We start from the raw sequence: 12188 nt of genomic DNA on the forward strand, positions 1-12188 counted from the left end.
AGCCAATAGCCGAGAATACTGCCATTCCAGAATGTATCGTCACATTCATTAAGGTTATTGCTCATTTAAAGCCCGAAGGAAGAGGTTTACATGCTTAAACGTTGTCTCTCTCCGCTCACCCTGGTTAATCAGGTTGCGCTTATTGTGTTGCTTTCTACTGCTATTGGACTGGCAGGGATGGCAGTTTCTGGCTGGCTGGTGCAAGGCGTTCAGGGCAGCGCCCATGCGATCAACAAAGCGGGATCGCTGCGCATGCAAAGTTACCGTCTGTTGGCGGCAGTGCCATTAAGCGAGAAAGACAAGCCCTTAATTAAAGAAATGGAACAAACGGCATTTAGCGCCGAGTTGACTCGAGCAGCGGAACGAGACGGACAACTGGCGCAATTACAGGGTTTACAAGATTACTGGCGTAATGAACTGATCCCTGCGCTGATGCGTGCACAAAACCGCGAAACGGTGTCAGCGGATGTCAGCCAGTTTGTTGCCGGGCTTGATCAGCTGGTATCTGGTTTTGACCGCACCACGGAAATGCGCATTGAGACAGTGGTACTGGTCCATCGGGTAATGGCGGTATTTATGGCACTTTTACTGGTGTTCACTATTATCTGGTTGCGGGCGCGACTGCTACAACCGTGGCGGCAACTGCTGGCAATGGCGAGTGCCGTCAGCCATCGCGATTTTACCCAACGCGCAAACATCAGCGGGCGCAACGAAATGGCGATGCTTGGAACTGCATTGAACAATATGTCTGCAGAACTGGCCGAAAGTTATGCCGTACTTGAGCAGCGGGTTCAGGAGAAAACTGCCGGGCTGGAGCATAAAAATCAGATCCTCTCTTTTTTATGGCAGGCTAACCGCCGTTTGCATTCCCGCGCCCCGCTGTGTGAACGCCTGTCACCGGTACTCAACGGCTTACAGAATTTAACCCTGCTACGTGATATCGAACTGCGGGTGTATGACACTGATGATGAAGAGAATCATCAGGAGTTTACCTGCCAGCCAGATATGACTTGTGATGATAAAGGCTGCCAGCTCTGCCCGCGCGGCATATTACCCGTTGGCGATCGCGGCACAACCCTGAAGTGGCGGCTGGCTGACTCTCATACGCAGTACGGTATTTTGCTGGCGACCCTGCCGCAGGGGCGTCATCTTAGCCATGATCAACAACAACTGGTGGATACCCTGGTTGAACAACTCACCGCCACGCTGGCGCTGGATCGCCATCAGGAACGTCAGCAACAGTTGATCGTGATGGAAGAGCGTGCCACCATTGCGCGCGAACTGCATGATTCTATTGCCCAATCTCTCTCTTGCATGAAGATGCAGGTGAGTTGTTTACAGATGCAGGGCGATGCGCTGCCAGAAAGCAGCCGCGAACTGTTAAGTCAGATCCGTAACGAACTGAATGCATCCTGGGCGCAGTTGCGTGAATTGCTCACCACATTCCGTTTGCAGCTCACCGAGCCTGGATTACGTCCGGCGCTGGAGGCGAGTTGCGAAGAGTACAGCGCCAAATTTGGCTTCCCGGTGAAGCTGGATTATCAATTGCCGCCTCGTCTGGTGCCTTCGCATCAGGCAATCCACTTGTTGCAAATTGCCCGTGAGGCATTAAGTAACGCCCTCAAACATTCGCAAGCGAGTGAGGTCGTGGTGACGGTGGCGCAAAACGATAATCAGGTCAAACTGACCGTCCAGGATAACGGCTGCGGCGTGCCTGAAAATGCCATCCGCAGCAATCACTACGGCATGATAATAATGCGCGACCGTGCGCAAAGTTTACGAGGCGATTGCCGCGTCCGCCGTCGTGAATCAGGTGGCACCGAAGTGGTTGTCACCTTTATTCCCGAAAAAACTTTCACAGACGTCCAAGGAGATACCCATGAGTAATCAGGAACCGGCTACTATCCTGCTGATCGACGATCACCCGATGCTGCGAACTGGCGTAAAACAGCTTATCAGTATGGCACCAGATATCACCGTGGTTGGCGAAGCGAGTAATGGCGAACAGGGTATTGAACTGGCGGAATCTCTTGATCCCGATCTGATCCTGTTAGATCTCAATATGCCCGGCATGAACGGTCTGGAAACGCTGGATAAACTGCGCGAAAAGTCCCTCTCCGGTCGCATTGTGGTATTCAGCGTCTCTAACCATGAAGAAGATGTGGTCACCGCACTGAAACGCGGCGCGGATGGCTATCTGTTAAAAGATATGGAACCGGAAGATCTGCTGAAAGCATTGCATCAGGCAGCTGCTGGCGAAATGGTATTAAGCGAAGCATTAACGCCTGTTCTGGCCGCCAGCTTGCGCGCTAACCGTGCCACTACTGAACGCGATGTTAACCAGTTAACCCCACGCGAGCGCGATATTCTCAAGCTGATTGCCCAGGGTTTGCCGAACAAGATGATTGCCCGCCGCCTGGATATCACCGAAAGCACAGTAAAAGTGCACGTCAAGCACATGCTGAAGAAAATGAAGCTCAAGTCTCGCGTGGAAGCTGCGGTATGGGTGCATCAGGAGCGCATTTTCTGATTACGGTTCCCAGCGCAGTTCGTCGTTTGACAATGCGTCGAACGGTTCGACAAGCGTTAGCGTGATCTCATTGGAGGAGACACGCTGCCCCTGGTTATCTTCCACCACTACTGACAATCGCCAGTGATTGCTTGCGCCTTCCCCGTTTTGCCAGTCAGGCATGATCAGCGTCCAGCCCTCCTCACTGTTGGCTTGTGCGCCCGGCGTCAAACTTAATATCTGCGTATCGCCCTGCCAAATCAGTTGCCGAATACCGTAACGACTGCGGATTTGTAATTTCAGCGGCACTGTTTCGCCAGGTTTTAGATCCCACGGCGGTGTCGCCAGAAACACCGTTAAGGTTTTTCGCTGTCGGTACTCAAGAGTCGGAAGATTATTTCGCTGCGGATTGTCATAGCGACTACCACGTAACGACTGACTTTCGGCAACTTCGCCCGCAGAAAGTTGTTTTTTGAGCGGTACACCAAAGCGGTAGTTAAGATTCAGCCCGAGGTTATTTTGATTCTCGCCACTTTCACCCTGTTTATGCCGGGCCGTCACAGTGACTAAGGGCACAGGGGTGTAATTTAATCCCAGACTCAACGCGACGGGATTGTGATAACCCGTACCAGAGTTAAACAAATCGACACGATCACCAAAATACTGTTCTACGCTGACACTGGTATTGAGGTGTTGATAGAACGGCATGCGCATCCGGGCTGTCAGGTCGTACCCGCGCGCCATCCGCTGTTCCTGCGTGGCTGTCTGTTCATGCCATGCAGCAAACGGCTGATAAAAGTTTGCCGATAGTCGCAAATATTCGCCCCACGCTTCGGCACCAAAGCCCGCTCGCTGAAGATTTTCGTCCAGCAAGTTGTCATAAAAAGTGTTATAACCCACCAGCCAGTTGCCGCGCGCCCAGCGTTGCCCTACGCCCACATTGCTCACCAAGCCATCATCCTGCTGAGTAAGACCAAGCTGGCTCCAGGTGAGATAACGATCATTATCTTGTAACGGCACAAACCAGCTTCCGCGACTGCCGGTGAAATGTCCTTCGTTATCCACTTTGACGTCAACACTGGCATTTCCCCACGGTGATAGCCAGGACTCTACGTGCTGATTAACCTGTTGACTAAGCGCGTCGCGGACTTTTCCTAATGCGAAAGCTTTTGCCTGCTCGCCAGTATCCAGCCCGTTATCATTCATACTGGTTTCGCCGAAATCTTTCACAATTTCCGCAAAGTGTTTTTCCCCATCATGATTTTCAGGTGCCATGCCTAAATCCGGCAGACCATCATTGTTATTATCAAAGGGATTTGCCGCTTTTTGCTCGAAGGTAGATTGTGCGTTAGCTGTACCGCCTGCCGCCAGCAAGAGTAAATAAAACGGAATAATGCGAGGAACGAAACGGCTCAAAACGTCGGTAACTTCCGGTAAAAATGAAAAACCATAGCCTTAAAGAATAACGATTACTGGCACCTTTTGTCGTATTTTCTCGCGCTTTCAGGAAAATCCTTAAAAATGTGACCGATTGGTCAGACGCTGCAGAAGCGGTAAGATAGAAGATGAGTGTCTAATTCCCTGAATACAGGAGTAAATAATGCAAAAAATCGTGATCGTTGCCAATGGAGCACCTTACGGGAGCGAATCCTTGTTTAACAGCTTGCGGCTGGCCATTGCGTTACGAGAGCAGGAGAGCAATCTGGATCTGCGTCTGTTCCTGATGTCTGATGCGGTCACAGCCGGGTTGCGCGGGCAAAAACCAGGGGAAGGCTACAACATTCAGCAAATGCTGGAGATCCTTACCGCTCAGAATGTACCGGTGAAATTGTGCAAAACCTGTACTGACGGACGCGGGATTAGCACACTTCCTCTGATTGATGGGGTGGAAATCGGTACTCTTGTTGAACTGGCGCAATGGACGCTGTCAGCCGATAAAGTGCTCACATTTTAATGTTTGAGGGGGCGTCTGACGCCCCACTATGAGGGAAGTTTACTCAGGCGAATCCCGGCCGTAACACAGCATCCGGATAATTCTCCGCCAGCAGTTTTTTTACCGATACCAGCAAATCATTCAGCCCATCGTCCTGCATTCCCAGTTTGATAAGCTCCTGTTCCAGTGAAAACAGGTATTGTGCGTTGGTTCCCAGCGGACCGCTCGCCGCCGCAATCAACGGCGCGATGACCTGAGCGCGAGTGTCAGATTCATATTCTGGATGTCGCGGGTCCATAATAAACACAATGGCGTTTACTGTGCGTCCATCATCAAGATCAAGCTGACACCAGGTTGGCAGATAACAGCCGGTAATCATCTCGCGCTTCCACAACAGGGTTAGTTCCTGCTCCAGCGTCTCTTCTGGCAGTCGATAGGCGACGCCTGTGGTGCGTCCGCCCTCTTTCAGTGCAAGCATCCGTCCCGGCTGGTGCGCAGTCCCGCGCCCGGCGGTCAGGCGCAGGCAAAACGCGCGATGCCATCCAACCAGTGTACCGGTGCACGACTCGGTAAACTCCAGTGCCGGATTCCACATCAACGATCCATAACCGAAGATCCACACCGGTCCCTCATCAGGTCGACAAGCCAGCGTCGCCGCCAGCGAAGCCGCCCGTTGCTCTGCTGACCATAAGAGTGATTCTTCAATGGCACCAAATGCCGTTTTACAATCGGCATTCATCAAGAAATCACGCGTTATCACCTTACACCTCCGCCACTGCATACTTCCCTGCGACAACTTTTTGGTGTCTTCCGGACATTTTTACTGCTCATTTTGAAACCACTAACGGGACAATATGCAATCCACGGACCACTTGCAAGGCAACACCGCACGAATAGCTTTAACTAAGCTACCGGTTTTACGATTTTTTATGCCATTTATCATCATCCCCTTTGGCATATTCATGCTTCACAGCAGCCCAGGCCACTTTATGCGCGGTTTCTTCGCGACTGGCGTCATCACGCCGATCTTCTTTATCTTTATATTGATCCCATGCGCTGTTGAACGCTTCTTTATAGATATCCTGGGCATGAGACGGTAGAACGTGCTTTACGCTTTCCGGCAGATCGCTTTTCGTTTTATACGGCATCGTTGACTCCTTTTACAAAGTTGAACATTAAGTGTGGTCAACAATATCTACTCTTGCCAAAACATAAGAATTTTCATGTCAGACTCTTCTTAAGGAGTGCTAAAACAAACATTGTCTAAACGCATTGCTTATTTTTATGGCCCGATGAGTAAAAAATCGACAGCGGGGTAAAAATTCGTAAAATGTTACCGATATCCAGACACTTTCTGTTATTTTTCCTACCTATTTTTTACATTTTCGATAAATTCATCTGCAAAGGGATAACCATAATGTCAAATGCTCAAGAGGCGGTAAAAACCCGCCACAAGGAGACTTCGCTTATTTTCCCGGTTCTGGCGCTGGTAGTGCTGTTCCTGTGGGGAAGCAGCCAGACACTACCAGTGGTCATTGGCATCAATCTTCTTGCTCTTATTGGTATTTTAAGTAGCGCCTTTAGTGTTGTCCGTCATGCGGACGTATTAGCCCATCGCCTGGGAGAACCTTACGGTTCGCTTATTCTTAGCCTTTCAGTGGTTATTCTTGAAGTCAGTTTGATTTCAGCTTTAATGGCAACCGGCGACGCCGCGCCAACGCTAATGCGTGATACGCTCTATTCAATCATTATGATTGTTACCGGTGGGCTGGTTGGCTTTTCATTATTGTTGGGCGGACGCAAGTTTGCCACCCAATATATGAATCTGTTTGGTATCAAGCAGTATTTAATTGCGCTGTTCCCCCTGGCGATAATCGTACTGGTATTTCCAATGGCTCTGCCTGCGGCGAATTTTTCAACCGGTCAGGCGTTACTGGTAGCATTAATTTCTGCGGCAATGTATGGCGTATTTTTGCTGATCCAGACCAAAACGCATCAAAGTTTGTTTGTCTACGAGCACGAAGATGACAGTGATGATGACGACCCGCATCACGGTAAACCGTCTGCCCATAGCAGCCTGTGGCATGCTATCTGGTTGATTATCCATCTGATTGCCGTTATTGCGGTGACCAAAATGAACGCCAGCTCGCTGGAGACATTGCTCGACAGCATGAATGCGCCTGTCGCCTTTACTGGCTTCCTGGTGGCTCTGTTGATTCTGTCGCCGGAAGGTTTAGGTGCGTTAAAAGCAGTGTTGAATAACCAGGTCCAGCGCGCGATGAATCTGTTCTTTGGTTCAGTGTTAGCAACCATTTCGCTTACCGTACCTGTCGTCACGTTAATTGCCTTTATGACGGGTAACGAATTACAGTTTGCACTTGGTGCGCCAGAAATGGTGGTGATGGTGGCCTCTTTAGTACTGTGCCATATCTCCTTCTCCACCGGACGAACTAACGTGCTCAATGGCGCAGCGCATCTGGCACTGTTTGCCGCCTATTTGATGACGATATTTGCCTGACAGTTATATCTCCTCTGATGACAGAAATCGGGGGAGATAATATAAATTCCTGCTTATTGTATTTCTTCATACTACCTGAACAGGTCGTTAATCAGAATTGCGAGCCTGTACCACAACCTGCACGAAACCACTGCAACAGCTGTTGAAAAGCCGGAATGTACTCTTTATTGCAAACATTTCAGGGATGAAGTGAAGATGAATTGAGACGTAATATCCACACCAAGCCGGCGTTATCCGGTGAGGCGCAATGTTGCGGGGGCTTTATCCCTGGTGGCATTGGTTGCTGGAAAGAGAAAACCCCCGCACGTTGAGAGGTAAAACCTGACAACAGAACGGGGGCTAATCTTGAACCATCAACAATTCAAGAATAGCCGCAAAATGTTGTCATTACAACAAGGCGGCTATATGACGCTCGCGCAGTTTGCCATGATTTTCTGGCACGACCTGGCGGCACCGATCCTGGCGGGGATTATTACCGCAGTGATTGTCAGCTGGTGGCGTAACCGGAAGTAAGGTGAAAACGGGCGTCAGGCTGCCGTGATGGCAATATGCGCCCGAAACCGGCCGCAGGGGTAACAGCCTGCGGCCCTTTTTGTCTTTATCTCTTCTGCAAGTAAATATTGGCAACCCGAGCTGGAAGCATCATCCAGAGCACTCATGAAACGACTGTAACAGCTGTTGAAAAACCGGAATGCACTCTTCATTGCAAACATTTCAGGGATGAAGTGAAGATGAATTGAGACGTAGTATCCACACCAAGCCGGAGTTATCCGGTGAGGCGCAATGTTGCGGGGGCTTTATCCCTGGTGGCATTGGTTGCTGGAAAGAGAAAACCCCCGCACGTTGAGAGGTACAACCTGACAACAGAACGGGGGCTAATCTTGAACCAGAACAATTCAAGAATAGCCGCAAAATGTTGTCATTACAACAAGGCGGCTATATGACGCTCACGCAGTTTGCCATGACTTTCTGGCACGACCTGGCAGCACCGATCCTGGCGGGAATTATTACCGCAGCGATTGTCAGCTGGTGGCGTAACCGGAAGTAAGGTGAAAACGGGCGTCAGGCTGCCGTGATGGCAATATGCGCCCGAAACCGGCCGCAGAGGTAATAGCCTGCGGCCTTTTTTGTATCCGGCACCCATGAAAAAAGTCTTAACGCAGAACGCTAAGACTTTATTTTTCAAGCAAAAAAGATTACTTGCTGGTATCCAGTTCTTCGAAACCTTTCACCAGATCATCAATCGCTTTCATTTGCTTGAGGAACGGTTCCAGTTTAGCCAGCGGCAGCGCGGATGGCCCATCACATTTCGCATGTTCTGGATCCGGATGCGCTTCAATAAACAGCCCCGCCAGACCTACCGCCATACCGGCTCTTGCCAGCTCAGCCACCTGAGCACGACGACCGCCGGAAGCTGCGCCAAATGGATCGCGACATTGCAGTGCGTGGGTAACGTCGAAAATCACCGGCGAATTACCAGACACTTTCTTCATGATGCTGAAGCCCAGCATATCAACGACCAGGTTGTCGTAACCGAAGTTAGCACCGCGATCGCAAAGAATCACTTTTTCGTTGCCGCCTTCTTTGAATTTATCAACGATATTACCCATCTGTCCCGGGCTGACAAACTGCGGTTTCTTGACGTTAATTACCGCACCGGTTTTCGCCATGGCTTCAACCAGGTCTGTCTGGCGAGCAAGAAACGCCGGCAACTGAATCACATCTACAACATCAGCAACGGGCTGAGCCTGGCTTGGTTCGTGAACGTCGGTGATAATTTTCACGCCAAAAGTCTGCTTCAACTCCTGGAAGATTTTCATTCCTTCTTCCAGGCCCGGTCCACGATAAGAGTGGATGGAGGAGCGGTTGGCTTTGTCAAAAGAGGCTTTGAATACGTAAGGGATACCCAGTTTCTGGGTCACGGTTACATAGTGCTCGCAAATGCGCATCGCCAGATCGCGAGATTCCAGCACGTTCATACCGCCAAACAGTACGAACGGCAGGTCATTTGCTACGTTGATGTCGCCAATGCTAACCACTTTTTGTTTCATAGGATCGCCTTAATCTTGAGTAAAATGTCGATTAATTAATGCAGCACAATATGTTTATGCGCGATGTTATTTATTTGCGCACGGATCATTTCGCTGATCGGGTCTTCCGGACACTGTTCAACGAAATAACTTAAATCGTTCAACGCAACGTGTTCGCAATCCAGTTGCGCATAAATCAACCCGCGATCGCGAATTTCATAGGGATCTTCCGGGTTAAATTGTAATAAAGCTTCGCTGGTACGTAGCGCCAGCTCCATCTGATTTTCTTCCATCAACGAGGCTTTGAGTGTATCCAGCAATTTGCGGATTACCTCAATGTTATCAGCTTCATCAAGGTCTTCATAAAACAGTTCCGCCGACGGGCTGATATTTCCCTTTAACCACACATCCAGCATATGTTCACTTAACGATTCACCGTTAAAAGGATTAATCAGCCAAATTTCGCCATCCGGACATTCAATGCGCAATATCAGCTGCGTAGGGAAAATCACCGGCAGCAGCGGCAAATCGAGACGATTCGCGACCCATAATAAAACGGCACCTAATGATACCGCACTGCCCTGTCGATTCTTTAACACCTGGTCCAGCCATAATGCATCGGAAAGACGATAAACGCCGCGTGAGGCTTTAAATCCCCAGTCGCCGTAAAACAGCGCGATCAGTTTTTCCAGCTGTTCTTCTAAAGGCAGAAGCTGGCTGATTTCTTCCTTCGCCAGACTAACGAGACGCTCCAGTTCGTCGTAAACATCTTGCGAGGGAAAATCGCGGCGGATTGCTTCGCAAGCCAGGATCATGCCTTCGCACAATGGCGCTTTATTAAATTCGAAATCAGCTAACGATCTCATGACTTACCCCAGTAACGGTACTTTTGTGGTGGCGAGTTTAATGATGATGTACAGCACCACCAACGCCAGCGGGAAGGCAATAATGCGCGCCTGCTGACTGTGCATACGACGATAATCGAGTGCAATAAAACCCAAAACGATATAAATGATAACTCCAAACAGCTTTTCAGTCAGCCACTGTGCCTGCCCGGAAAATGGCAGGATGTGCGCTTTAGCCATCAACGCAATGCCGCTTAACAATAACAGCGTATCGACAACCGGCGGCACAATGCGCGTCCAACGAGCAAAAGCCTGTGGATGTTTCTGATAACGTAGCCAGAAACGTAAGGTTAATAGCCCTACAGAAAGCGCAATGCTAATGAGATGAACGCTAAGCAGTGTAGAAAAACTTGTCATTGATAATAGCGGCCGAGCGTTACGCGCTCGTTATCACCATAGTCCCGACAGGTTTCGACGTCATGATATCCCGCGTGGATAAATGCCTGTCGCACCGCTTCGCCCTGCTGCCAGCCATGTTCCAGAAGCAGAAAGCCGCCGGATACCAGCGCGTTACGCGACTGTTCGATGATATGCACGATGTCGGCCATTCCACTGTCAGCCGCAACCAGTGCAGTGAGCGGCTCAAAGCGGACATCGCCTTGTTGAAGATGTGGGTCCTGCTCGTCAATATACGGCGGATTGCTGACAATCATCGCAAACTGCTGCCCGGCTAGCGCGCTAAACCAGTCACTTTGCAGAATGTGGATATTTTTGATCGCCAGATTCTGGGCATTACGTTGCGCCAGAGAGACAGCATCAGGCATACAATCTACAGCGGTAATTTCGCAGTCCGGGCGCTCGCTAGCCAGCGCCAGCGCAATCGCCCCGGTACCCGTCCCGAGATCGAGAATACGGCAAGGCTGTTCAGGCAACCGCGCCAGTGCCTGCTCCACCAGACACTCCGTATCCGGGCGCGGAATTAAGGTCGCTGGCGAAACAAATAACGGCAGCGACCAGAATTCTCGCACCCCGGTTAAATGAGCAATAGGTTCACCATCGCGACGACGCGTCAGTAGCGCATCAAGTTGCTGACATTGTTCGTCAGTCAGCTGCGTTTCACCAAAGGCGAGAATAAAAGTACGCCCTTTGCCGGTAACATGCGCCAGCAGGATTTCAGCATCACGCCGCGGGCTTTCGCTCGCCTGAAGTTGGCTTATTGCTTCACGTAACCAGTGTTGATATTCCATTATTCCTGCTCGGACAACGCCGCCAGTTGGTCGGCCTGATGTTCCTGGATAATCGGTTCAATTAGCATATCCAGCTTACCTTCCATCACTTCATCCAGGCGGTAGAGCGTCAGGTTGATGCGGTGATCGGTAACGCGCCCCTGCGGGAAGTTGTAAGTACGGTTACGGTCGCTGCGATCGCCACTCCCCAGCAGGTTACGACGGGTAGACGCTTCGGCCTGTTGCCGTTTTGCCATTTCAGCAGCGTGGATACGAGCACCGAGTACAGAAAGTGCTTTAGCTTTGTTTTTATGTTGTGAACGTTCGTCCTGACATTCAACAACAATTCCGGTCGGCAAGTGAGTAATACGAATTGCCGAATCGGTGGTGTTAACGTGCTGCCCCCCCGCCCCTGACGAGCGGAAAGTATCAATGCGCAAATCTGCTGGGTTGATGTCCGGCAGTTCTGCGTCAGGCAGTTCTGGCATTACCGCAACGGTACAAGCAGAAGTATGAATACGACCCTGCGATTCCGTAGCAGGAACACGCTGCACGCGATGACCGCCAGATTCGAATTTCAAACGACCATATACACCATCACCGCTAATTTTGGCGATGATCTCTTTATAACCACCATGTTCACCCTCGCTGGCGCTCATGATTTCTACACGCCAGCGGCGGGCTTCGGCGTAACGGCTGTACATACGGAACAGATCGCCAGCGAACAGCGCCGCTTCGTCGCCGCCGGTTCCGGCACGGACTTCGAGGAAGGCGTTACGTTCGTCATCAGGATCTTTTGGTAGTAACAGAACCTGTAATTGCTGTTCCAGTTGCTCGCTTTTTTCTTTAGCTTCGCGCAGTTCATCCTGCGCCATCTCACGCATTTCAGGATCGTCGAGCATCATCTGTGCGGTTTCGATATCTTCCTGAACCTGTTGCCAGTCGGTAAAACAGCGCGAAACATCACTTAACTGCGCATATTCGCGTGATAATGCGCGAAAACGTTCCTGGTCGGCGATAGTTTGCGCGTCACCCAGCAACGCCTGAACTTCTTCATGGCGTTCATGCAGGGCTTCCAGTTTGGCAACGATAGAAGGCTTCATAGGCGTAAATGCACCCTGTAAAAA

At 50.5% G+C, this 12188-nt stretch carries 14 protein-coding genes; 6 read left to right on the plus strand and 8 right to left on the minus strand.

Features of this window, described 5'->3' with window-relative positions; translation table 11 throughout:
• Positions 1 to 90: 90 nt before the first annotated feature.
• Together narX and narL are read left to right on the plus strand one after the other, a co-directional pair.
• The gene (narX, locus tag ACJHWR_RS10935) at positions 91 to 1887 is read left to right on the plus strand and encodes a nitrate/nitrite two-component system sensor histidine kinase NarX (protein ID WP_000918063.1); all 1797 of its coding nucleotides are present in this window, start codon (positions 91 to 93) and stop codon (positions 1885 to 1887) included.
• The gene (narL, locus tag ACJHWR_RS10940) at positions 1880 to 2530 is read left to right on the plus strand and encodes a two-component system response regulator NarL (protein WP_000070491.1); all 651 of its coding nucleotides are present in this window, start codon (positions 1880 to 1882) and stop codon (positions 2528 to 2530) included. The genes narX and narL overlap by 8 nt, the downstream gene beginning before the upstream one ends.
• Here narL and ychO read toward each other — a convergent pair whose 3' ends face one another.
• Complete coding sequence (ychO, locus tag ACJHWR_RS10945) at positions 2531 to 3925, minus strand: inverse autotransporter invasin YchO (protein ID WP_000086193.1); 1395 nt, start codon at positions 3923 to 3925, stop codon at positions 2531 to 2533.
• A gap of 184 nt (positions 3926 to 4109) precedes the next feature.
• On the opposite strand from ychO, the gene ychN reads away from it, so the two are divergent.
• Positions 4110 to 4463 carry a DsrE/F sulfur relay family protein YchN gene (gene ychN / locus ACJHWR_RS10950; protein WP_001169669.1) on the plus strand — a complete coding sequence of 118 codons (354 nt, stop codon included), beginning with the start codon at positions 4110 to 4112 and terminating at the stop codon, positions 4461 to 4463.
• Positions 4464 to 4506: 43 nt separating this feature from the next.
• Here ychN and chaC read toward each other — a convergent pair whose 3' ends face one another.
• Together chaC and chaB are read right to left on the minus strand one after the other, a co-directional pair.
• Complete coding sequence (gene chaC / locus ACJHWR_RS10955) at positions 4507 to 5202, minus strand: glutathione-specific gamma-glutamylcyclotransferase (protein ID WP_012311798.1); 696 nt, start codon at positions 5200 to 5202, stop codon at positions 4507 to 4509.
• Between the two features lie 157 nt (positions 5203 to 5359).
• Positions 5360 to 5590, minus strand: a complete 231-nt coding sequence (chaB, locus tag ACJHWR_RS10960) for a putative cation transport regulator ChaB (RefSeq protein WP_001146444.1) — start codon at positions 5588 to 5590, stop codon at positions 5360 to 5362.
• A gap of 269 nt (positions 5591 to 5859) precedes the next feature.
• On the opposite strand from chaB, the gene chaA reads away from it, so the two are divergent.
• From chaA to ACJHWR_RS10975, 3 genes are all read left to right on the plus strand, one after another.
• Positions 5860 to 6960, plus strand: a complete 1101-nt coding sequence (chaA, locus tag ACJHWR_RS10965; protein ID WP_001317783.1) for a sodium-potassium/proton antiporter ChaA — start codon at positions 5860 to 5862, stop codon at positions 6958 to 6960.
• Positions 6961 to 7365: 405 nt separating this feature from the next.
• On the plus strand, positions 7366 to 7473 hold the full coding sequence (locus ACJHWR_RS10970) for a type I toxin-antitoxin system toxin Ldr family protein (protein ID WP_000170956.1): 108 nt from the start codon (positions 7366 to 7368) through the stop codon (positions 7471 to 7473).
• A 427-nt stretch (positions 7474 to 7900) separates the two neighbouring features.
• On the plus strand, positions 7901 to 8008 hold the full coding sequence (locus ACJHWR_RS10975; RefSeq protein ID WP_000176713.1) for a type I toxin-antitoxin system toxin Ldr family protein: 108 nt from the start codon (positions 7901 to 7903) through the stop codon (positions 8006 to 8008).
• Positions 8009 to 8156: 148 nt separating this feature from the next.
• On the opposite strand, the gene kdsA is transcribed toward ACJHWR_RS10975, so the two are convergent.
• The 5 genes from kdsA to prfA are packed head-to-tail and all read right to left on the minus strand — an operon-like array spanning position 8157 to position 12164.
• Positions 8157 to 9011: a 3-deoxy-8-phosphooctulonate synthase gene (gene kdsA / locus ACJHWR_RS10980; protein ID WP_000811065.1), complete on the minus strand. Its 855-nt coding sequence runs from the start codon at positions 9009 to 9011 to the stop codon at positions 8157 to 8159.
• 35 nt (positions 9012 to 9046) lie between these two features.
• Positions 9047 to 9856 (minus strand): invasion regulator SirB1, encoded by an 810-nt coding sequence (gene sirB1, locus ACJHWR_RS10985; RefSeq protein WP_001257044.1) that lies wholly within the window; start codon positions 9854 to 9856, stop codon positions 9047 to 9049.
• Positions 9857 to 9859: 3 nt separating this feature from the next.
• Positions 9860 to 10252, minus strand: coding sequence for an invasion regulator SirB2 (sirB2, locus tag ACJHWR_RS10990; protein ID WP_000200374.1), 393 nt, complete (start codon positions 10250 to 10252; stop codon positions 9860 to 9862).
• Positions 10249 to 11082 carry a peptide chain release factor N(5)-glutamine methyltransferase gene (prmC, locus tag ACJHWR_RS10995; RefSeq protein WP_000456446.1) on the minus strand — a complete coding sequence of 278 codons (834 nt, stop codon included), beginning with the start codon at positions 11080 to 11082 and terminating at the stop codon, positions 10249 to 10251. Before prmC ends, sirB2 begins: the two co-directional genes overlap by 4 nt.
• Complete coding sequence (prfA, locus tag ACJHWR_RS11000) at positions 11082 to 12164, minus strand: peptide chain release factor 1 (RefSeq protein WP_000804726.1); 1083 nt, start codon at positions 12162 to 12164, stop codon at positions 11082 to 11084. Before prfA ends, prmC begins: the two co-directional genes overlap by 1 nt.
• Positions 12165 to 12188 lie beyond the last annotated feature (24 nt).

Source organism: Escherichia sp. WS568 (assembly GCF_046486085.1).
In the GTDB taxonomy this organism is placed as follows: domain Bacteria; phylum Pseudomonadota; class Gammaproteobacteria; order Enterobacterales; family Enterobacteriaceae; genus Escherichia; species Escherichia coli.

Coding starts and splice junctions, on each gene's coding strand:
- kdsA (WP_000811065.1), bottom strand. CDS start 9,011: ATGAAACAAAAAGTGGTTAGCATTGGCGACATCAACGTAGCAAATGAC.
- sirB2 (WP_000200374.1), bottom strand. CDS start 10,252: ATGACAAGTTTTTCTACACTGCTTAGCGTTCATCTCATTAGCATTGCG.
- chaA (WP_001317783.1), top strand. CDS start 5,860: ATGTCAAATGCTCAAGAGGCGGTAAAAACCCGCCACAAGGAGACTTCG.
- narL (WP_000070491.1), top strand. CDS start 1,880: ATGAGTAATCAGGAACCGGCTACTATCCTGCTGATCGACGATCACCCG.
- ACJHWR_RS10975 (WP_000176713.1), top strand. CDS start 7,901: ATGACGCTCACGCAGTTTGCCATGACTTTCTGGCACGACCTGGCAGCA.
- chaB (WP_001146444.1), bottom strand. CDS start 5,590: ATGCCGTATAAAACGAAAAGCGATCTGCCGGAAAGCGTAAAGCACGTT.
- ychN (WP_001169669.1), top strand. CDS start 4,110: ATGCAAAAAATCGTGATCGTTGCCAATGGAGCACCTTACGGGAGCGAA.
- sirB1 (WP_001257044.1), bottom strand. CDS start 9,856: ATGAGATCGTTAGCTGATTTCGAATTTAATAAAGCGCCATTGTGCGAA.
- ACJHWR_RS10970 (WP_000170956.1), top strand. CDS start 7,366: ATGACGCTCGCGCAGTTTGCCATGATTTTCTGGCACGACCTGGCGGCA.
- narX (WP_000918063.1), top strand. CDS start 91: ATGCTTAAACGTTGTCTCTCTCCGCTCACCCTGGTTAATCAGGTTGCG.
- prfA (WP_000804726.1), bottom strand. CDS start 12,164: ATGAAGCCTTCTATCGTTGCCAAACTGGAAGCCCTGCATGAACGCCAT.
- prmC (WP_000456446.1), bottom strand. CDS start 11,082: ATGGAATATCAACACTGGTTACGTGAAGCAATAAGCCAACTTCAGGCG.